The organism is Moorena sp. SIOASIH (genome assembly GCF_010671925.1).
GTDB lineage: Bacteria > Cyanobacteriota > Cyanobacteriia > Cyanobacteriales > Coleofasciculaceae > Moorena.
Window position 1 is genome coordinate 857531 of record NZ_JAAHIH010000004.1, and the last position, 19811, is coordinate 877341.

Below are 19811 nucleotides of genomic sequence, written 5' to 3' on the forward strand. Positions count from 1 at the left end.
ATATTGCTTTAACTAGAGAAAATAGAATATAATGGTTGTTTTATCAAAAACTGCCATCGTCTAGAACAGGAGTCTACTACCGGTGGTTATAGAAATCCCCAAAAGCACTTACGAAGCCAAAACTCAGGAAATTGCCAGAGAACTTCTAGCCGCAACTCGGGAGAAAGGTTCCTTTCTTGCCCAAATGCGAGACCAAATGCGGTGGGATGATAAGTTACTAGCCTGGGCAATGAGTAATCCAGGACTACGAGTGCAGCTATTTCGCTTCATCGATACCCTACCGGCACTGCGTAGCCAAACCGAAGTTGCTCGTCACTTTCAAGAATACTTAGGGGATGAGTCAGTAGAACTCCCTGCTGCCCTTAAGGGAATGCTCAATTTCACCAATCCCGACTCCATACCAGGACAACTGGCAGCCAAAACCATATCTGCTGCTGTAGCCACCCTAGCCCAAAAGTATATTGCTGGGGAAAATCTCAACCAAGCCCTTAAAACCATTAAACGCCTGCGAAACCAGAAGATGGCATTTACCCTAGACTTATTGGGGGAAGCAGTAATTACAGAATCAGAAGCTCAGTCTTATCTAGACCGCTATCTACAACTGATCGAACAACTCACTGAGGCAGCCAAACAGTGGTCTAAGGTAGAGGAAATTGATGTTGCTGATGGTAAATCCTTGCCACTCGTCCAAGTATCGGTTAAACTGACAGCATTCTACTCTCAATTTGATTCTCTTGATCCTCAGGGTAGCCAAAATCGGGTGTGCGATCGCATCCGCAAATTGCTCCGCCGTGCCAAAGAATTGGGGGCGGCGGTTCATTTTGATATGGAGCAGTATGAATACAAGGACATTACTTTCTCCATACTCAAAGACTTGCTGATGGAAGAAGAGTTTCGGGCACGCACCGATATCGGTGTTACCCTGCAAGCCTATCTGCGAGACTCACAACAAGATTGTCAAGACCTGATTGCCTGGGCAAAACAGCGGGGTAATCCAGTAACGATACGCTTGGTCAAAGGAGCCTATTGGGACCAAGAGACGATAACAGCACTCCAAAACCATTGGCCCCAACCAGTATATAACCAGAAAGCCGCCACAGATGCCAATTTTGAGCGTATCACCCAGCTGCTGCTAGAAAACCACGAGTATGTTTATAGCGCTATCGGTTCTCATAACGTGCGCTCCCAAGCTTATGCGATCGCAATTGCTGAAAATCTCAATATCCCCCGTCGCTGCTTTGAGATGCAAGTCCTCTACGGTATGGGAGACCAACTAGCCAAAGCTTTAGTGAATCAGGGTCATCGGGTCAGGGTTTATGCACCCTATGGAGAGCTACTACCAGGAATGGCTTACCTGATTCGGCGGCTATTGGAAAATACCGCAAATAGTTCCTTCCTACGACAAAGCTTAGAAGATAGACCCGTAGAGGAATTGATTGCACCACCACAACAGTTGAATGTTGGCAGGTTGAATAACGAACAGTTGAATGTTGGAAGGTTGAATGTTGAAAGTTCACAACCGTCTTCTAACCTACCCTTCGGGAACGCCAAAGGCGAACAACCTACTAACCTTCAACCTGCTAACCTTCAACCTACTAACCTTCAACCTACTAACCTTCAACCTGCTAACCTTCAACCATCAAACCTTCAACCTTCAAACCCCTTCACCAATGCTGCCAATACAGACTATGCTCAGCTAGACGCCAGAGAAAAAGCCAAACAAGCCTTACTTACCGTTCGCCAACAACTAGGTAAGACTTATTTACCCTTAATCAATGGGGAATATCAGTCTACAACAGACACAGTAGATTCTGTTAATCCCTCTAACCCTAGTGAAATCATCGGGAAAATTGGATTGATTTCTGTAGAACAAGCAGAATTAGCGATCGAGAAAGCTAAAGCAGTATTTCCCAGTTGGCGACGTACACCAGTAAGCGAACGTGCTGGTATTTTACGTAAAGCAGGAGACTTGATCGAACAACGCCGTGCTGAATTATCAGCATGGGTCTGTCTGGAAGTTGGGAAACCATTACGAGAAGCTGATGCAGAAGTCTCCGAAGCGATTGACTTCTGTTATTACTACGCATCAGAGATGGAACGGCTAACCGATGGATATAACTACGACATTGCTGGAGAAACCAATCGCTATGTCTATCAACCCCGAGGTATTGCCCTAGTAATTTCTCCTTGGAACTTCCCCATCGCCATTACTACAGGAATGACTGTAGCAGCCCTAGTGGCCGGAAATTGTACTCTACTCAAACCCGCAGAAAACTCCTCAGTGATTGCCGCGAAAATAGCTGAAATTTTAGTAGAAGCCGGGATACCCAAAGGAGTATTTCAATTCGTTCCAGGCAAAGGCTCAACCGTCGGTGCCCATATGGTCAAGCATCCCGATGTCCATCTAATTGCCTTTACCGGTTCCCAAGAAGTCGGTTGTCGTATCTACGCTGATGCCGCCATTGTGCAACCAGGTCAAAAACATCTCAAGCGAGTCATTGCGGAGATGGGAGGTAAAAATGGAATTATCGTAGATGAAAGTGCTGACCTCGACCAAGCTGTAGCTGGAGTCGTCAAATCAGCATTTGGCTACAGTGGTCAAAAGTGTTCCGCTTGCTCCCGAGTAATTGTGTTAGAGCCAGTGTATGATAACTTCCTAAAACGGTTAGTGGAAGCAACGCGATCGCTTAATATTGGAGCAGCAGAAGCACCCAGTACCCAAGTCGGTCCAGTGATAGATGCTACTGCACGCGATCGCATTCGGGAGTACCTTGAAAAAGGACGTCAGGAAGCCAACGTAGCATTAGAAATGCCAGCACCTGACACCGGATACTTTATTGGTCCAGTTATCTTTAAAGATATCTCCCCCAACGCCACCATTGCCCAAGAAGAAATCTTTGGTCCAGTAGTAGCCGTAATGGCCGCAAAGAATTTCCAAGAAGCCCTTGATATTGCCAACAGTACCAACTATGGGCTCACCGGAGGCTTATATTCTCGTACTCCATCCCATATAGAACAAGCCTCAGCGGAGTTTGAGGTCGGTAATCTATATATCAACCGCAATATTACCGGCTCCATTGTATCACGGCAACCGTTTGGTGGTTTCAAGATGTCTGGAGTAGGGTCAAAAGCAGGAGGTCCCGATTATCTAGTGCAATTCCTCGAACCCCGTACTATTACTGAAAATATCCAGCGACAAGGCTTTGCACCCATTGAAGGCATGGAATAGTTTCTAGTTGACACTCCCCGGTCTAAAGACACGGGGATTCTTCATTCAACGAGTCAACTTGCTCAATCAGGCCGGAACCAGAAAGAGTAGAGGTCGATTCTCTTGAAGCGTTTGGATCTATGATCCAGGTTCCGGTGTGCCCCACCGTACCCAAGGCTCTTTTTAGAATATTGATCGCAGCATTGTGGTCACGATCTAGTTCACATCCACATTCACAGACGTGAGTCCTAGTTGATAGCGACTTTTTCACAACCTCGCCACATTCGGAGCAGTTTTGACTTGTGTAGGCAGGATTTACCGCAACGGTGACCCTGCCAAACTTTTTACCAAAGTGCTCTAACCATTTTCTAAATTGATACCAACCTGCATCGTTAATAGATTTAGCTAGACAATGATTTTTAACCAGATTCTTTACTCTCAAATCTTCATAGGCGACCAGGTCGTTAGACCGGATTACGCAACGTGCCAGTCTCTTGGCATGTTCTATGCGCTACGCGCAGGCTACGCCAACACGCTGCCTACTTATTTTGAGGTGCTGCCTACCTAGTCTATTAACGGCTTTTCTTCGGTTAGATGAGCCTTTCTTTTTTCGGGAAACCCGACGTTGATAAAACTTTAGACGCTTTTCCCCTGCTCTATAAAAACGGGGATTGGGTTCAGTGTTCCCTCTAGAGTCGGTGTAGAATTCTTTCAACCCTACATCTAACCCCACGGTGGCGTCAGCGGGTTCTAATTGTTCATTTACATCAACAGAGATGCAAAACTGAACATAGTAGCCGTCAGCCCTTTTTACAATGCGAACCCGTTTAATTTGCTTTTTGTCAAAGCGCCACAGAACCCAAGTTCCTTTGATTTTTAGCTTCCCAATCCCTTTCTTGTCGCTGAAGGTGATCGATTTTTTGTCAGAAGAAAGTTTCCATCCTGATTGTTTATATTCAACCGATCTACAGTGCTTTTTAAATTTTGGGTAGCCTTTCTTTCCTGGTACTTTCTTTTTACAGTTTTCAAAAAAGCGAGAAATCGATGACCACGCCCTTTCAGCAGCAGCTTGTCGGGCAGTTGAGTTTAATTCATTGGCGAATGGGAACTCTTTGGCCAACACCTTAGAATACTTACTAAGGTCATATTTACCCGTTCCTTCGTTGTCCATCCATAGACGGATGCAACTATTGCGAATAAATTTGACCGTCCGAATAGCTTCGTCAATGGACTGATACTGATGGTTTTTGCCGTATGCCTTAAACTCAAGAATTATCACCGAATCTCGACCTCACTCGATATATTATTACGCTAACACGATTAGCGTAACTTGTCAACTCACAATCAAATCTTTTTCACGGCGACTAAAGTCGCTATGAGCTTTCATCCCGGAGACGAAACCTTAAAACAAGGCAGCCTTAATCATAAAGTTTTAACCCTTTTCAGCCAAGCCTCCCAACCATAAAGGCTGCCTTGTTTTTGCGGTAACTTCTGACCCGGTTTGAAAACACGGGGCTTTCAGCTTTGGGAGTTACGTAAGCTATCAGCTATCAGCGTGTCGCGTATCAGCGTGTCGCGTATCAGCTTTTGGTTAGGTCACAGCGTCGAAGCCTGTGCCACAAAGCTGATAGACTTTTCTGGTGACTTTCAATTCTCATTAATCTATCAATATTAAATTCTCGCTTTTGAGGTTTATTTCAAGCTGACCGCTGACCGCTGACCGCTGACCGCTTACTTATGAACTTAGTAGGAAATTCCTCGATATCGCTTTTTAGACTTTTTTCGAACAAACCCTTTATCATCCGTCTGTAACTGGGATTCCGGTAACTGGATTAAGATAGCTTCCACTTCATAGACAATCCCTCGATATTTTTTTTTAAACACCCGTGTACCAGATTGCTTAGTAATTTGCTGACCACTAGGATTCAGGTCGCCCTCAGCTTTTGGTGTATTGTTCTGGTCACTGACTGCTGTCTCAGAAACCACTTTCTCCTGATCGAGATTACCAGTAGGTACTTTTGGATTTTCGGGGGAATCAGATTCTGTCGAATTGTACCAGTATCCGGGGTTTTGAGTTACTATCGAAGCTTCGGAAGCTGAAACATCTTCCGGGAGTGAATCAGGTAAAACTGGCGTAGGAAACTGGTTATGATTTCTGGATTCTTCACTATCAAGATGTCTAGGAGTTTCCGCTTCAGATATAGCTGTTCTTAGTGATAAAACATCAGTGAATTTAGGTTGATCACTATTTATTGGTGAACTAAAAACTTTGTTGGTTAAACTTCTTTCTTTTTGCTCAATCCAAATTGTCAGATAATGGGGATATTCTAAAACTAAATACAGAGGCCGAAATTCCTGAGAGATTTCGCAACTACAAAACTTTAAGGATTTTTTATAAGCATTTGGGGAAAGATCAAAACCTCTAGTGAATATTTTATTTTGGAAAATAATTGTAGATTCATCCAGCCACTGAATCTCTTGATTAATCTTTTCTGGATCAATTATTAACATTTGGGTAGTTTACCCCCTACTTGATCTATTTTTGGAAATAGCTGGTGAGATTGTGGCAATTTTGCTCTGGAAGTGTCAACGGAAGAATGTAGTCAATTGCGTCGTAGATTTGGCTACATCCTTGACCCAATCTATTGATAATTTATTTCATTAACCCTGGGATTTTGGGCATCGAGCTGGAGTCTTGCCCAGTCAATTAACGGTTTCACGCCTATGTGGGTAAAGACAAATTATTTAGGATGGAGTAAATAACGTTAATAATATTATCACAACTAAAGTGATTTGTCAATCATAAAATGTAGCTAGTTTGACAATTAACCCAAGCTTGATTGTGTCCCCTGTCTTGATGCAATAGCGAGTGGGGAGGGGCTGCGTGTTAAGACAGAACCTTGGACAGGGGAGCCTTATTTCATGTAACTTAAAATTATTACGCCGCTTATAAAGACTCCCCTCTCCTTACGGTAATTCAAAGGGAACCTGCGTCCGCACCGCTGTTTGCTCCGTGGAACGCCAGTTGCTGGGGGAACGGCAGTCGCTGGGGGAACGGCAGTCGCTCATGGGGGAGACCCCCAAGACCGCGCTGCCTCCCCAAGACCGCGCTGCCTCCCCAAGACCGCACTGGCTCCCCAAGACCGCACTGCCTCCCCTCATGAAGGCGCTGCATCGCTTTCAGAAATCGCTAGATTTCTGTCTTGGTAATTGGGTATCTGATTATGATCTACTCCATTCAAATAATTAGTTAATCAAGTACACAAAACTTTTCCCTCTTCTGACTTCTCACTTGGGACTTCCCTACTCCCTACTCCCTACTCCCTACTCCCGCGCAACCCAGGGCGTAATATCAAGTCTGGTTGAATACCCATAATTAAGGAGAGGGTGGGGAAGGTGGGAGGTGTGGGGAGGGTGGGAGGTGTGGGGAGGGTGGGAGGTGTGGGGAGATGGGGAGATCGGGAGATTTTATTTTTATTAAGGGTAATTATCCTGACATGATATAGCACTACGCATTAAGATGTTTAACATTCCTAAACTCGGAAACTTAGTCATAGCTTACTTCTGACTTCTGAGTTCTAACTTCTGACGCTAAGCGTAGCGCTATATAAGTCTCTCACGGAAAGGAACCCCTCGATAGGTTTTTTAGACCGTTTTTGATCCAATGCCTAATTGGGAGATAACTGTGATTTCGGTAGCTGGCTCAAGACATCTTGCTCTTGGTAAGAAATCCCTCGATATTACTTGTTAGACAGCCGTTTAAGAGATTGCTCCGTAATTTGCTGACACCTAGGATGCACGTGGAATTCAGATTCCGGAATCTCTTGCTCCTGATTGAGATTACCAGTAGGTACTTTTGGAGTTGCCAGAGACTCAGATTCTGTCGGATTGTACCAGTATCGGGGGTTTTGAGTGATGATTGGAGTTTCTGAACATGTTTCAGATTTTGACAGTGAATCAGCTAAACCTGATACAGGCAGTTGGTTATGATTTGTGGTTGGTTCACCATCAAGAGTGTCAGGAAATCTCGCTTCCGGTTGGGGGCTATTGATTGGTGAAGCTTCTGCTTCATCGGTTAAACTCACCCCTTGTTGCTCAATCCAAACCGTCAAATAATGGGGATTTTTCAAAATTAAACACAGAGGCTGAGATTGTTCAGATAGTTTAGAAAAACAAAAATTGAACGCTTTTTGGTAAGCATTTGGGGCAATATCTAAACCTCGAGTGAATTGTTTATTTTGGAAAATAATTGTACATTCATCCAACCACTGAATCTCTTGATTACTCTTTTCTTGATCAATTATTAACATTTGGGTAGTTTACTCCCGACTTGATCTATCTTTGGAAATAGCTGGTGAGATTGTGGCAATTTTGCTCTGGAAGTGTCAATAGAAAAATGTAGTCAATTGCGTCGCAGATTTGGCTACATCCTTGACCCAATCTACTGAAAATTTATGTCATTAATCATGGGATTTTGGGCATCAAGCTGCAGTCTTGCCCAATCAATTAACGGTTTCACGCCTATGTGGGTCAAGACAAAGTATTTAGGATGCATTCAATCAATTTATAATCATAACACAAATAAAGTTAATTGTAAACCAAAAAATGTAGCTAATTTGACAATTAACCCAACCTTCCTTGTCTCCCCTGTCTTGATGCAATAGCGAGTGGGGAGGGGCTGCGTGGGTCACCGCGTCCGCACCTTGAAAGGCCCGTGGAAACCCCTTGGTCATTGGGTATGTGATCATAATATTCTCCATTCAAATAATTAGTTAATCAGGTAAACAGGATTTTTTACCACTTCCGACTTCCCACTTCTGACTTCCCTACTCCCTACTCCCGCGCAACCCAGGGCGTAAGTCCCTCACGGAAAGGAACCCCTCGATAGGTTTTTTTAGACCGTTTTTGATCCAATGCCTGAGGGAGATAACTGTGATTTCGGTAGCTGGCTCAAGACATCTTGCTCCTGGTAAGAAATCCCTCGATATTTCTTTTTAGACAGCCGTTTAAGAGATTGCTTAGTAATTTCCTGAAACCTAGGATGCAGGTGGAACTCAGATTCCGGAATCTCTTGCTCCTGATTGAGATTACCAGTAGCTAATTTTGGAGTTGCCGGGGAATCAGATTCTGTCGGATTGTACCAGTATCCGGAGTTTTGAGTTACTATCGAAGCTTCGGAAACTGAAACATCTTCCGGGAGTGAATCAGTTAAAACTGGCCTAGGTAACTGGTTATGATTTCTGGATTGTTCACCATCAAGATGTCTAGGAGTTTCCGCTTCAGATCTAGCTGCTCTTAGTGATAAATAATCAGTGGAGTTAAGTTGAGAACTATTTATTGATAAACTATAACCTTCCTCCGCTAAAGTTACCTCTTTTTGCTCAATCCACATTGTCAGATAATGCGGATGTTCTAAAACCAAATACAGAGGCGGAGATTCCTCAGAGATTTGGTAACAACAAAACTTGAAGGCTTTTTGAAAATAATTTGGGGAAATATCAAAAGCTCTAGTGAATAGTTGATTTTGGAAAATAATTGTAGATTTATCCAGCCACTCAATCTGTTGAGTGGCTGCTTCTTGATAAAGAATAAACATAACATTTTTAAATTTCTTTACTTGAGTAAACCTGATCTATAGCGTTTCCTAGTAAGCGTGAGGTAAATCTAAATTTTATTTCTTGCTCCCTGCTCCCTGCTCCCTGCTCCCTAAAACTAAGGAAGAAAGTACCTCACCCGATGGAGAACTGCTATAGCGTTTCTAAATGATTCGTGAACGCCAAACTAGCTTAAACTCTTATTTCAAGAGGGTCTTTTGTTCACAAATCAAATGAAAAGGTTCTAGTTAATCATAAATCATCATTGCATTAATCATACTATTTTTAAGACAAATTACTGATAAATACGCGAATTATTTTAAGAAAATATTCTGATAACCGCAAGTATATATTGATACAAGCAATCATTTTTATTAATTTTATATTCATTAATTTTTAATGAAAAATATAACAAGTTTACGTATAATTACGGTAGTGATATTCCCTTTAATATAAGTAGTCGTAGGCAATTAATTTTGAATATGTAAATTCTAAAATATAGAACTGGAAACTTTGAACAGCAAGGAATTGAGGGACTTTAACAAAGTTAACACAGTTAATATAATTTATGTCCAGGTACTTAGTCACTTACTCCTGAACACTAATTTCAATCCACTGATAGAGCCGTTAATTTTGGAAAAACGATCACAAATTTCCGTAGAATTACGGTAGTGACTTAGCAAGCCTTTAATGTAGATACCCTACCTATGAAAAGCAAGCACTTCATCAATCTCCACAAAGCACTTACCGCTCCAGTAGTGCTGGGATTAATGGTTTTCTACCAGAATTTCACCCTTGGTCCATGGGTTTACCTAGCCCTCCATGGGACCTATGGGGTGATGTGGCTACTCAAAGACCGTATCTATCCAGACAAGCAGTGGGAGGAAGAAATACCGATTGGCATGGGAATTCTTACCTTCGGAATACTAATACTCTACTGGGTTGCGCCCTTTATTCTGATCAGCAGTGGTTCTCAGCCTCCCTTACCCCTGGTAGCTGCTGCCATTTCCATTAATGTCATAGGAGTCTTTCGACCCTATGCCAGTGATGCCCAGAAATACTATACTCTCAAGTATCGTTCTGGATTAATCAAAGAAGGATTCTTTGCTCGCTGTCGAAACACAAACTACTTGGGAGAAATCCTGATCTACTCTGCTTTTGCCATGCTAGCTCAGCACTGGCTACCCTTTGTGATTTTGGCAGGTTTTATGGGAGGTATATGGATTCCCAATATGCTCAAAAAAGATAAGTCTCTCTCCCGCTATCCAGAGTTTGCTGACTACAAAGCTAATTCTGGACTACTACTACCACAGCTATTTTTAGCTACTACTTCCAATCCAAACGATCCAGATTTGGCACAAAAAACCAAGTATTCATAAATTAATACTTCGTACTTTTTACGATTAGACTTTAGGGATTAATTACAAAAACCATTAACCATTAGTCATTAACCTAACACCTGTCTATAGCGTTTACTAGTAAGTGTGAGATACATCTAAATTTTATTTTTTGCTCCCTGCTCCCTGCTCCCTGTTCCCTGCTCCCTAAAACCAAGAATGAAAGTAGATCACTCCCTTGCAAAGTGCAATATCTACAATACTGGTGAATGGAATCCCAAGCACCAATTTAAGATATGACCAAACCATCTAAGCAGTGTTTTTCCCTAAGATGGCGATTTTTAATTATCGTCCTTTTACTGCTAGGAATCTTATTCCGCTGCTTCAATCTAAACCATAAAATATACTGGCACGATGAGGTTTATACTTCAATTCGGAGTTCTGGCTATACGGGATATGAAGTAATTAAGGAAGTTTTTGATGGTAGGGTGATTGGTGTTGAAGACTTACAAAAGTACCAACATCCCAATCCAGAAAAAGACTTAGGGGATACTATTAATGCCTTAGCTAAAAACCCAGAACATCCACCCCTCTATTATTTAATGGCGCGGTTTTGGCGGCAGCTATTTGGTGCTGCTGTCAATAACCCTAGGGGTTTATCTGTTCTGTTTAGCCTGCTGGTTTTTCCAGCTATCTATTGGCTGTGCTTAGAATTATTTGAATCCCCTCTAGTGGGATGGGTAGCTGTGGCACTTTTGGCGGTATCTCCCTTTCATGTGCTCTACGCTCAAGAAGCACGGGAATATAGTCTATGGACATTGACTATTATGCTATCTTGTGCGTCTCTGTTGCGAGCTATCCGGAAAACTAAGGATAGTAGAAAAGTAACAGACTATGTCTGGTCATGGGTAATCTATGCTGTCACTTTGGCACTTAGTCTTTACACCTTTCTCTTTTCTATATTTGTTGCCATTGGACATGGAATTTATGTCTTTATTGTAGAACGGTTTCGCTTTAATAAAACTATTTTTGCTTATTTGATAGCATCTGGCACAGGGTTTCTAGCCTTTTCCCCTTGGTTAGTTGTGGTGGTTACTAACTTAGCTGTCATTCAGCATAAAACCCATTGGACAACCATTCAAGTCCCTTTATCATTTTTGGTAAAAATCTGGGGGATAAACCTCAGTTTGATATTTTTTGATATTGGAATACCACTGGAGCATCCATTTACCTATATAATCCCACCAATTTTAGTTAGTTTTGTCGGATATGCAATTTATTTTATCTGTCGTTATACTACCCAGGGAGTTTGGTTACTGGTTTTAACGTTAATCGTTATTACTGCATTAGGCTTAATTTTACCGGACTTAATTTGGGGAGGACGACGTTCAGTAAGTAGTCGGTATTTTATACCTTGCTATATCGGAGTGCAGCTGGCTGTTACTTATCTAATTAGTATGTCTGTCACTGGGTCTCTATCCAGGGCTAATTTAATAAAGGCTAATTTAAGAACACAGAAGGTCTGGAAAGGAATAGTAGCTGTGCTGCTTACAGGGGGAGTTATCTCTTGTGCTATTAGTTCCCAAACAGAAATCTGGTGGAACAAGCAAGTTGGGGGTAACAATCCTACCATCGCTAGAATAATTAATCAAGCTGAGCGACCTCTGGTAATTAGCAATGTTTCTTCAGTGAATCCTGGGGATGTGATTTCTCTTAGTTATTTATTAAATCCTCAAGTAAAATTTCAGTTAGTCATTCCCCCTAATATTCCCGATATTCCTCAAGGTTTTAGTGATGTATTTCTCTTTTATCCCTCTGATCATTTGCAACAGGGACTTGAGGACAAGTATAGTACTAAGATAGAGTGGTTTGATGAGTCGAAAGTAAAGCCCCTCGGAAAGTTAAGACTTGAATGATTAAATGGTTAGCAGTTAATAATTGGAATAGGTAAATGGATGAGTTAACTATTAAAGTTGTTGGATATACTGAACGATTATCAGAAATTAAGTTAATCATGGTGCAGGTTTTTCAGTTTGAACAAGGGGTAGCAGCGGATTTAGAGTTTGATGGTAAGGATGAAATAGCGAAGCATTTATCAATAGGGGAGTTTGTTCGCGTAGCGTGGCCATTCGCGTAGCGTGGCCTTTTGGCCAAGGCCAGGGGAAAGAATACCCCATCCCTCTTTCAGGGTTTAAAGTTACCGTAAGAATAGTGGAGCCTTAATAATAAAGTTTTAACCCTTTTCCTCATAGCCGACCAACCATAAAGGCTCCACTATTCTAAGGTTTCGTCTCCGGGGATGAATTTCCTCTCAATTAGGCAAAGTCCCAGTCCTCCCTAGGAACTCTAAGTATTCAGAAAGGCTTAATCCCGAACAAGCGGCTAAAAGCTTCAATCCCTGCCAACCAGTTTCAGTGGCCTTGATACTGTAACTTTTCTTAGCTTCCTCGTGTAATCTGGGTCTTCCTACTTTTCTTTTAATTTGTTCAGACATTTACTTGACACTTTAATTTTGGGGGTCTATAATTAGATTATCACTGAAAGAGGTCGAACAGATGCAAGTAGGATACTCTTACAAACTCAAGCCCAATCAACAACAAAAAGCCACGATGAATCGGTGGTTGGACATGTTGAGAGCGCAGTACAATTATCTGCTTAGAGACAGAAATGATTCTTACGATCAAGCAAAGGCTCCCAGGTTAGGTAATTACTGTGATTTAAAAAGTGGTAGAGAAGCGTGTCCGTTGACCTGTTCAGTGAGTAAAAATTACTCTGTAGGCTACCCTTGGAAGAAAAGTCAAAAAAATCCAAGACGAAGTGCCTACGAAGCCCAAAGTTCCAGTCTTCCCATACTCAAGAAAGAAAGACCTTGGTATAAATCGATCCATTCAACTGTTTTACAACAAACTCTAAGACAGTTAGATGTTGCATTTGCCAAATTCTTCAAAGGAGAGACTGGATACCCAAAACCAAAAAGAAGGTCACGATTTAGGAGCTTCAAATATGCTCCTGGTCAGGTAAAGCTTAATGGAAACAAGATATACCTCCCAGGAATTGGATGGATGGGTTTTTACAACTCCCGCCCTATACCTGAGGGTTTTATTCTGAAATCCGTCACTGTTCGCAGAAAAGCTCGTGGGTGGTTTGCAAGTCTTCAAATCGAAGATAAATCGGTTCCACCTACTCCAGTAAAAGATAATACCGAAATTAATCCTCTGAAAGTCAAGGGCTGCGATCTAGGCATTAATAAGTTAGTAAGCCTTTCTAATGGAAAGACAATAGCTAATCCGGCTAAACAAAAATATTTTAGACGTAAATAAAGACGTTTGAACTTGAGACATAAAGCTGCTATTCGGAAGAAAAAAGGATCCAAAAATAGAGGAAAGTCTTACGAAGCGGTTGCTTCGCTTCATGAGCGAATAACAAATAGCCGCAGTGCCTACCATTGGGATGTTGCCAATCAATTAGTTGAAGAAACAGATGCTTTAGTCTTTGAAGACCTCAATATTAAAGCAATGAAATCTCGGTGCAAACCTAGACCAAACGAAAATGGTGGCTATGTCCGCAATGGACAGTCAGCAAAAAGAGGTTTAAATAGGTCAATATCTAATGCAGCTTGGGGAGAACTGGTCAAAAAGATAGAGGTCGTGGCTGCGAAGTCAGGCATACCAGTAGTCAAAATAAATCCCAAGCACACGTCTCAAAAATGCCCAAAATGCCATCACGTCAGTAAAAGTAACAGAAAGAAAGAAAAGTTTGTCTGTACCAACTGTGGTCACTATGACGATGCTGATATCAATGGGGCAATAAACATAAAACTAAGGGGTCTCAAAAAACTGGGTATTGACCCCATCCAGCTACCTCCGGTGCGGGGGAAAGTCACGCCCACGGAGATAACAGCAACATAGTTGTTGTGCCTGGGAATCCCCACCCTCTTTCAGGGTGGGGAGGTTCAAGAAAAGTTAGGTTTTGAAGTAGTGGGAGATTCCTTTGAGGAGGCTGGTATTGTTCATGTGAAGATGATCAAAGAGTTAATAGGATTGATCTAAAAAGGTAACAATAAATAGGTAATAGCGATGCATCGTTACTCCCTACTCCCTAAAACCCTAGACTAAATTACCTCATCCAATTGATAACTGCTATATTTGTAAATGGTCTATTCAATCAGATTTGCGGTAGGGATAAACGCGATCGCTACCCGGTGATTGAGAGCGCGAGAGATTTTTTGCAACATAGAAAGGGAGTGTCCTTCATAATCAGCATCTTCGAGTCGTGCAATCACAGGCTGCTTTGTCCCCACAAGTTCTGCAAGCTGTTTCTGGGTTAACCCTGCTTTTGTTCTGGCTTCATAAATCAACTGTGCCACCTCTGCATTAAGAGAAGCTTCTGCTATCATTTCCTCCATCTCGGGGTCGGTACGAGTCTTCTTGTTAAGAATTTTAATCGCATCAGAAGTCTTAGTCATTTTCTTCCTCCTCTACATAGGTATGAACATCTGGGTTTTGTTCAAATAAACGCTTTCTCAAGATTGCCCGTTCAATATCAATTTACTCAATAACTATAGCTAGCATTGTTGGTAATCATTCAGCTAATGCGCTACGCGCACGCTACTTGAGGTGCTATCAGCTTATGCGCTACACCGAACAGCTTATGGGCTACGCGCACGCTACACCGAACAGCCATTGGCCGTAGGCCAGGGTAAGGGAACAGCTTTTGAATAAAATAAGCTGACCACTGACGGCTGACGGCTGACGGCTGACGGCTGAATGCTTACGATTGTTGTAGCTAATTGATCTGAACACTCAGCACTCACCACTATGAAAAGACGCTTTATAGATCCAGTAATTTTAGGACTAATTTGGCTAGGGAGTGGATTTTGCGATCGCATTTGGTTTGCCCTAGATCACTCTGTCCCAGCTTGGGACCAGGCGGATTATTTGACCGGTTCCTTGAATTACTGGCAGGCGTTGCAGCATCCTGAGTGGTTCTCTGGGGAGTGGTGGAGCAGTTTTTGGGCAATTTCGTCAAAAGTCCCGCCATTGACTTATATTATTGCGGCAATTGTTCAGCAACTGTTTGGAACAGGAGCAGAACTAGCTACGATAGCGCTAGTTTTATGTAGTGGAGTGTTAATTGCTTCAGTTTATGGATTAGGGCTGGTATTATTTAACCGCCAGGTAGGGTTATGGGCTGCTGGTTTAGTCGTGTTGTTACCAGGACTATATCGCTACCGTTTAGAATTTTTGCTGGATTATCCATTAACCACAGTAGTCAGTTTGTGTTTTTGGTCTCTGACAGTGTGGTGGAGTTTGGGAAGGGCAAAGACACCCTTATCGCGAACCACAGTAAGACAAGGATGGTTGTGGGGGTTGGGGTTTGGGGTTTGTTTAGGATTAGCGTTGCTAGTTAAGCAAACAGCCTTATTTTTTCTATTCGTGCCAATCGCTTGGGCTGGGATAAGGGTTCTGTGGCAGAGGCAATGGCAAAGGTTAGCTCAGTTAATCGGGGGTTTGCTGGTATCAGTTTTGCTATTTGGTCCATGGTACCGGATTAATTGGTTGTTGATATTAACCTCTGGGAAGCGAGCAACCATTGATTCCGCGATCGCAGAAGGAGACCCAGCCCTCAATACCCTTGACGCCTGGGTTTACTACTGGAAAATCTTACCTTACCTGATCTCTTGGCCGCTGTTGTTAATACCGATAGTAGGACTATTAATTTATGGGCTCAAGTATGGGCTCAAGCAATCCGCGATCGCAAAACCGAACAATCTCCCATCCCCCCATCCCCCCATCTGGTCACTAACCTGGCTAGGGGTCTTCATAGTGGGTGGTTATCTATTGTGTTCATTGAATATTAATAAAGATGCTCGCTATATCTTGCCATTAGTTCCAGTGCTATCACTGTTTCTGGCTTATGGCTTAACCTGCTGGACTAATCGTTGGGGTAAACCGATGCGTTGGAGCACGGTAGGGCTAGCAACTCTACTGATGATGTTGAATCTATTTCCATTAGGAGGTAGGGGATTGACTCAATTACTTAGTCCCCGTGTAGAACATTTTCCCTACTTAGGACAGCCATGGCCTCATCGAAAGGTAATTGCTGAAATCATCAAGACTCAACCTTACTTGCGCTCTAACTTAGGAGTATTACCGTCAACCCCAGACATTAACCAACACAACTTCAATTACTATGGTGCATTAGCCAATTTCCAAGTATACGGGCGTCAAGTGGGAACCCAAGCCAAACAAGTGAAACAGGATATGCGATCGCTTTCTTGGTTCCTCACTAAAACTGGTGCCCAAGGGTCAATCCCAGAATCCCAAGCAGCTATTGTTCAGGAAGTTGAGCAAGGGTCAGAGTTTGAGCTACACCAGACTTGGGACTTACCCGATGCTAGCCAACTGAAACTCTATCACAAGCAGCAGCCACCAATAGCCGTAAAACCATTATCGATAAAGCCTGTGGGTGAGCAATCATCCATCAAACCCACTAATTTCTACAGCAATACTTCCCTTAGCACTACTCTCACTTCAAGTCCCAGAGTTAAATTAGACCAAGTCACCGTACCAGAAACATCTCCTGCTGGAGTACCTGTACCAGTAACTTATCAGTGGACTGGTTCTTGGCAGCAATTACAATCTGGCATCGTTATCCTAACCTGGCAACCGGTAGAGTTGAAGGTTGGCCAGTTGAAGGTTGGCCAGTTGAAGGTTAACAAGTTGAAGGTTGACCAGTTGTTGAAGGTTGACCAGTTGAAGGTTGTTCGCGTAGCGTGGCCTTTTGGCCAAGGTTCAAACGAAACTAACCTGCAACTAAACAATCTGCAACCTACCCTACGGCAACACCAAAGGCGAACAACCCAAACTAACCTTCAACCTTCAACCCAAACTAACCTTCAACCTTCAACCCAAACTAACCTTCAACCTTCAACCGATACTAACCTTCAACCAAACAACCTTCAACCTTCAACCGATACTAACCTTCAACCTTCAACCCAAACTAACCTTCAACCTTCAACCCACGGATGGTTACACGACCATGGTATTGGCATGGGAGAACTACACTCTTCCCAATTACCAAGTGCCAATTCCCAATTTCAAGTCATTGAACGGATGGCGATGTTTCCCCCAGCAGATATCCCAGCTGGAAGCTACACCCTCAAAGCAACTTACCTGAATCGGCAAACTGGCGAAACCTATCCGATACAAGTACCAACGGTTACCTTGACCATCGATCCAGCAGCTACCCCCATAGCTGCACCAGAACTAGATTTAATCACCCAAATGCGGATATTATCCACTAATTTACCTAAAGGACTCAATGGCCTAGAACCGGTGTTTGAAGAAACTGCCCGCATTAACCAGTACGATCCGATTCAGGACTACTTAGAACAAGCAGATTTAGCCTTAAGCTATCGGCTGCAATCGGAACCGAATAACCTAGACTGGGCCTATGCTCTGGCTTTGAGTAGGGTATTGCAGCAAGATGTAGAAGGTGCGATCGCAGCATTAAAGCGAGTCACCCAACTTGACCCCCAAAATCCCTATGCTCACGCTTATCTTGCCTTTGTTTATCTCTATGATTGGGATGGAAAAGATGGGGAAAATGCCCTGAACCCTGCCCTTAAAATCAATCCGACTATTCCCGAACTACAAGCCCTATCTGCTATAGCTGCCTTGATGCAAGGTAATGTGTTCAAAGCTTGGAGTGTTATTCAGGGATTAGAACTTTAAAGCGATGGCCTTTCGGCCACGCTACGGGAACGCTAATATTATTTCATTGTGAATAAATTGTGAATATATGTCTCAATAAGACTATTTTTTTTTAGTCTTCGTGTTCTTTGCGTATTTGCGCTTACTCATACCAATTTACAATCCCGATAGCTTAATATTTCGAAATCAAAATTTCTAGATTTATTTTTATAGTTTCAGTATTTTTATTGAGGTAATTTAATTCAATTGCCTCAAAAATTTAAGTAAAGTTTATTTTTTAAACTAGGTTAGTTGATGTTGAACAAACTAACCGGCAACTAAATTTTAATGTGTGAAAACAAACAATTTTATGAAAGCAAAATTCAAAAATAAACAACCTCTTGATTTACTCAAACTGACACAAAACCTATCAGTAGCCATCCTAGGGTCTGTTTTGAGTTTCACCGCCATTGAAGTTGCTAACCCAGCACGCTCTGACGCTTTTGTAATTTTTAACCGGTCTGGTAGCACACTCGGAGGCGGCTCCCGATGGGATGCAGCTCCAAGGACTATCCAAGGACAAGATCGTTCCTTGGACGGCGGATTGGGATACTCACTACAGGGCGGTTCCTATCAAGCTTTCCGCGATTTATTCACCTGGGATATTCTTCCTAGTGTCAATGAGTTTGAACGCACCCCACCCAAATCGAAGATTATGGGTGGGGATTCGTGCGCTTAAAAGTAGCTAGACTCCTAAGCGTCCCCAGGACAATCGGCGTTCTCGATGTGCCGTTAGAACTTTTGCTATCGAACACCCTAGAGAAATGCCTATCTCTCACCTCTGGAACGGAAAATTACACAGGTTCAAGGGCCATTATCGGAGCAGATATCACCTTCAACAATAATGCCGGAACAGTATATACCCTCGAGTTTTTCAGGCGATTGTTGACCCACGAGATCGGACATGCCATTGGATTAGGGGATATCGAGGGAGACATAAGTCCTAATAGATTTATCGACGACAACTATGATGGCATTACTAGCGCCACAGCTCTAGCCACATTGAGCAACCCGATCGCCCAACTAATCGATCCCCTCAATCCAGCCGCTTCACCATTTTCATTATTTACCAAAAAAATTGGGTTTAAAGCCCCGTCCTTCGTTCGACGGCAATTCTAAGAGACAATGGGATTGAAAGTTGGCACCTTGTGTGCTACTATAAAAGTATAATCAATAAACTTTTGTAGTAGCTAGATACTATCTAAACATAAGTAGGCAACGTAAAAAATATGTAGAGCGTACATATTGCGTAATTGGGTCTAGCGATGCAGCGCGGTCTTGGGGAGCCAGTGCGGTCTTGGGGGTTCCCCCCATGAGCAACTGGCGTGGTTTCCCCCACTCGCTATTGCATCAAGACAACGACTTAAATGTTTATGAAAGATTTAGATAAAAAAGTATCTAGTTAAATAGATTTTGAAAAGGTACGGTGGGGCACACCGGAACCCTGGTATTAAACCAAAACGCTTTGGGAGATCTGTCCTCTACTCTTCCTGGTTCCGGCTGGCCCACGCAAGTCGGGTCGTTGAACAAAGAATCCCCGCGTCTTTAGACCGGGGAGTGTCAAAGTTCCAGATCAGGATCCGGGTGTTGACACCCCAGGCGTAGATATTATCATGGAATCCCGGGGACTAGGCATAGCTCCAGGCAACCCAGTCACCAACCTCAGCCCATTGGTTAACGATGACTACGCTGGTCGCCAGTTCTTGTATCCAGTGTTCTCTGAGGCTAGTGTTAATGAACCTACTGCTACATTAGGTTTACTAGCCCTTGGTATTATAGGAGCACGTTTGAGTACTCAAGGGAAAAAAGCAAGCAACAGAGAGTGACAGACATTCGACACAGGTAGTGGTGCTGAAGTCCTACCTTTTCCCAAAAAAATCTAGACTTCAAGTCTTTCTTTGGGATATAATCAGAAACT

Annotated in this window: 15 protein-coding genes and 2 pseudogenes; 10 read left to right on the forward strand and 7 right to left on the reverse strand. The window is 42.8% G+C overall.

Annotation, left to right across the window (positions count from 1 at the left end; translation table 11 throughout):
* The first annotated feature begins 82 nt into the window (after positions 1–82).
* Positions 83–3229 (forward strand): L-glutamate gamma-semialdehyde dehydrogenase, encoded by a 3147-nt coding sequence (gene pruA / locus F6J90_RS25005; RefSeq protein WP_293099620.1) that lies wholly within the window; start codon positions 83–85, stop codon positions 3227–3229.
* Positions 3230–3251: 22 nt separating this feature from the next.
* Here pruA and F6J90_RS25010 read toward each other — a convergent pair.
* Together F6J90_RS25010 and F6J90_RS25015 are read right to left on the reverse strand one after the other, a co-directional pair.
* A pseudogene (locus tag F6J90_RS25010) lies at positions 3252–4487 on the reverse strand (transposase).
* 464 nt (positions 4488–4951) lie between these two features.
* Positions 4952–5719 carry a hypothetical protein gene (locus F6J90_RS25015; protein WP_293099622.1) on the reverse strand — a complete coding sequence of 256 codons (768 nt, stop codon included), beginning with the start codon at positions 5717–5719 and terminating at the stop codon, positions 4952–4954.
* Between the two features lie 495 nt (positions 5720–6214).
* Here F6J90_RS25015 and F6J90_RS25020 point away from each other — a divergent pair, with 495 nt between their 5' ends.
* The gene (locus F6J90_RS25020; RefSeq protein ID WP_293099625.1) at positions 6215–6418 is read left to right on the forward strand and encodes a hypothetical protein; all 204 of its coding nucleotides are present in this window, start codon (positions 6215–6217) and stop codon (positions 6416–6418) included.
* A gap of 530 nt (positions 6419–6948) precedes the next feature.
* Here F6J90_RS25020 and F6J90_RS25025 read toward each other — a convergent pair.
* Both F6J90_RS25025 and F6J90_RS25030 read right to left on the reverse strand, forming a co-directional pair.
* On the reverse strand, positions 6949–7518 hold the full coding sequence (locus F6J90_RS25025) for a hypothetical protein (RefSeq protein ID WP_293099628.1): 570 nt from the start codon (positions 7516–7518) through the stop codon (positions 6949–6951).
* A gap of 584 nt (positions 7519–8102) precedes the next feature.
* Complete coding sequence (locus F6J90_RS25030) at positions 8103–8804, reverse strand: hypothetical protein (RefSeq protein ID WP_293099631.1); 702 nt, start codon at positions 8802–8804, stop codon at positions 8103–8105.
* Positions 8805–9509: 705 nt separating this feature from the next.
* On the opposite strand from F6J90_RS25030, the gene F6J90_RS25035 reads away from it, so the two are divergent.
* The 4 genes and pseudogenes from F6J90_RS25035 (at position 9510) to F6J90_RS25050 (ending at position 14047) form a co-directional block, all read left to right on the forward strand.
* Complete coding sequence (locus tag F6J90_RS25035; RefSeq protein ID WP_293099634.1) at positions 9510–10181, forward strand: DUF1295 domain-containing protein; 672 nt, start codon at positions 9510–9512, stop codon at positions 10179–10181.
* Between the two features lie 254 nt (positions 10182–10435).
* Positions 10436–12055 (forward strand): glycosyltransferase family 39 protein, encoded by a 1620-nt coding sequence (locus F6J90_RS25040; RefSeq protein ID WP_293099637.1) that lies wholly within the window; start codon positions 10436–10438, stop codon positions 12053–12055.
* A 35-nt stretch (positions 12056–12090) separates the two neighbouring features.
* The gene (locus F6J90_RS25045) at positions 12091–12276 is read left to right on the forward strand and encodes a hypothetical protein (RefSeq protein ID WP_293099639.1); all 186 of its coding nucleotides are present in this window, start codon (positions 12091–12093) and stop codon (positions 12274–12276) included.
* A 472-nt stretch (positions 12277–12748) separates the two neighbouring features.
* Positions 12749–14047 (forward strand): annotated as a pseudogene (locus F6J90_RS25050) (transposase).
* 248 nt (positions 14048–14295) lie between these two features.
* Here the strand turns inward: F6J90_RS25050 and F6J90_RS25055 are convergent.
* Positions 14296–14604: a helix-turn-helix transcriptional regulator gene (locus tag F6J90_RS25055; protein WP_293099642.1), complete on the reverse strand. Its 309-nt coding sequence runs from the start codon at positions 14602–14604 to the stop codon at positions 14296–14298.
* 190 nt (positions 14605–14794) lie between these two features.
* Positions 14795–14941 carry a hypothetical protein gene (locus F6J90_RS25060; RefSeq protein ID WP_293099645.1) on the reverse strand — a complete coding sequence of 49 codons (147 nt, stop codon included), beginning with the start codon at positions 14939–14941 and terminating at the stop codon, positions 14795–14797.
* Between the two features lie 15 nt (positions 14942–14956).
* On the opposite strand from F6J90_RS25060, the gene F6J90_RS25065 reads away from it, so the two are divergent.
* The 3 genes from F6J90_RS25065 to F6J90_RS25075 all read left to right on the forward strand — a co-directional run bounded on the left by F6J90_RS25065 (position 14957) and on the right by F6J90_RS25075 (position 19012).
* Positions 14957–17875 (forward strand): glycosyltransferase family 39 protein, encoded by a 2919-nt coding sequence (locus tag F6J90_RS25065; RefSeq protein ID WP_293099648.1) that lies wholly within the window; start codon positions 14957–14959, stop codon positions 17873–17875.
* A 328-nt stretch (positions 17876–18203) separates the two neighbouring features.
* The gene (locus F6J90_RS25070; protein ID WP_293099651.1) at positions 18204–18572 is read left to right on the forward strand and encodes a hypothetical protein; all 369 of its coding nucleotides are present in this window, start codon (positions 18204–18206) and stop codon (positions 18570–18572) included.
* Complete coding sequence (locus F6J90_RS25075) at positions 18563–19012, forward strand: hypothetical protein (RefSeq protein WP_293099653.1); 450 nt, start codon at positions 18563–18565, stop codon at positions 19010–19012. The genes F6J90_RS25070 and F6J90_RS25075 overlap by 10 nt, the downstream gene beginning before the upstream one ends.
* A gap of 82 nt (positions 19013–19094) precedes the next feature.
* Here the strand turns inward: F6J90_RS25075 and F6J90_RS25080 are convergent, their stop codons facing one another.
* Complete coding sequence (locus F6J90_RS25080; protein ID WP_293099655.1) at positions 19095–19232, reverse strand: hypothetical protein; 138 nt, start codon at positions 19230–19232, stop codon at positions 19095–19097.
* Between the two features lie 274 nt (positions 19233–19506).
* Here F6J90_RS25080 and F6J90_RS25085 point away from each other — a divergent pair, with 274 nt between their 5' ends.
* Positions 19507–19719: a hypothetical protein gene (locus F6J90_RS25085; protein WP_293099657.1), complete on the forward strand. Its 213-nt coding sequence runs from the start codon at positions 19507–19509 to the stop codon at positions 19717–19719.
* Positions 19720–19811 lie beyond the last annotated feature (92 nt).

Coding starts and splice junctions, on each gene's coding strand:
- F6J90_RS25015 (WP_293099622.1), bottom strand. CDS start 5,719: ATGTTAATAATTGATCCAGAAAAGATTAATCAAGAGATTCAGTGGCTG.
- F6J90_RS25025 (WP_293099628.1), bottom strand. CDS start 7,518: ATGTTAATAATTGATCAAGAAAAGAGTAATCAAGAGATTCAGTGGTTG.
- F6J90_RS25030 (WP_293099631.1), bottom strand. CDS start 8,804: ATGTTTATTCTTTATCAAGAAGCAGCCACTCAACAGATTGAGTGGCTG.
- F6J90_RS25035 (WP_293099634.1), top strand. CDS start 9,510: ATGAAAAGCAAGCACTTCATCAATCTCCACAAAGCACTTACCGCTCCA.
- F6J90_RS25040 (WP_293099637.1), top strand. CDS start 10,436: ATGACCAAACCATCTAAGCAGTGTTTTTCCCTAAGATGGCGATTTTTA.
- F6J90_RS25045 (WP_293099639.1), top strand. CDS start 12,091: ATGGATGAGTTAACTATTAAAGTTGTTGGATATACTGAACGATTATCA.
- F6J90_RS25055 (WP_293099642.1), bottom strand. CDS start 14,604: ATGACTAAGACTTCTGATGCGATTAAAATTCTTAACAAGAAGACTCGT.
- F6J90_RS25065 (WP_293099648.1), top strand. CDS start 14,957: ATGAAAAGACGCTTTATAGATCCAGTAATTTTAGGACTAATTTGGCTA.
- F6J90_RS25070 (WP_293099651.1), top strand. CDS start 18,204: ATGAAAGCAAAATTCAAAAATAAACAACCTCTTGATTTACTCAAACTG.
- F6J90_RS25085 (WP_293099657.1), top strand. CDS start 19,507: ATGGAATCCCGGGGACTAGGCATAGCTCCAGGCAACCCAGTCACCAAC.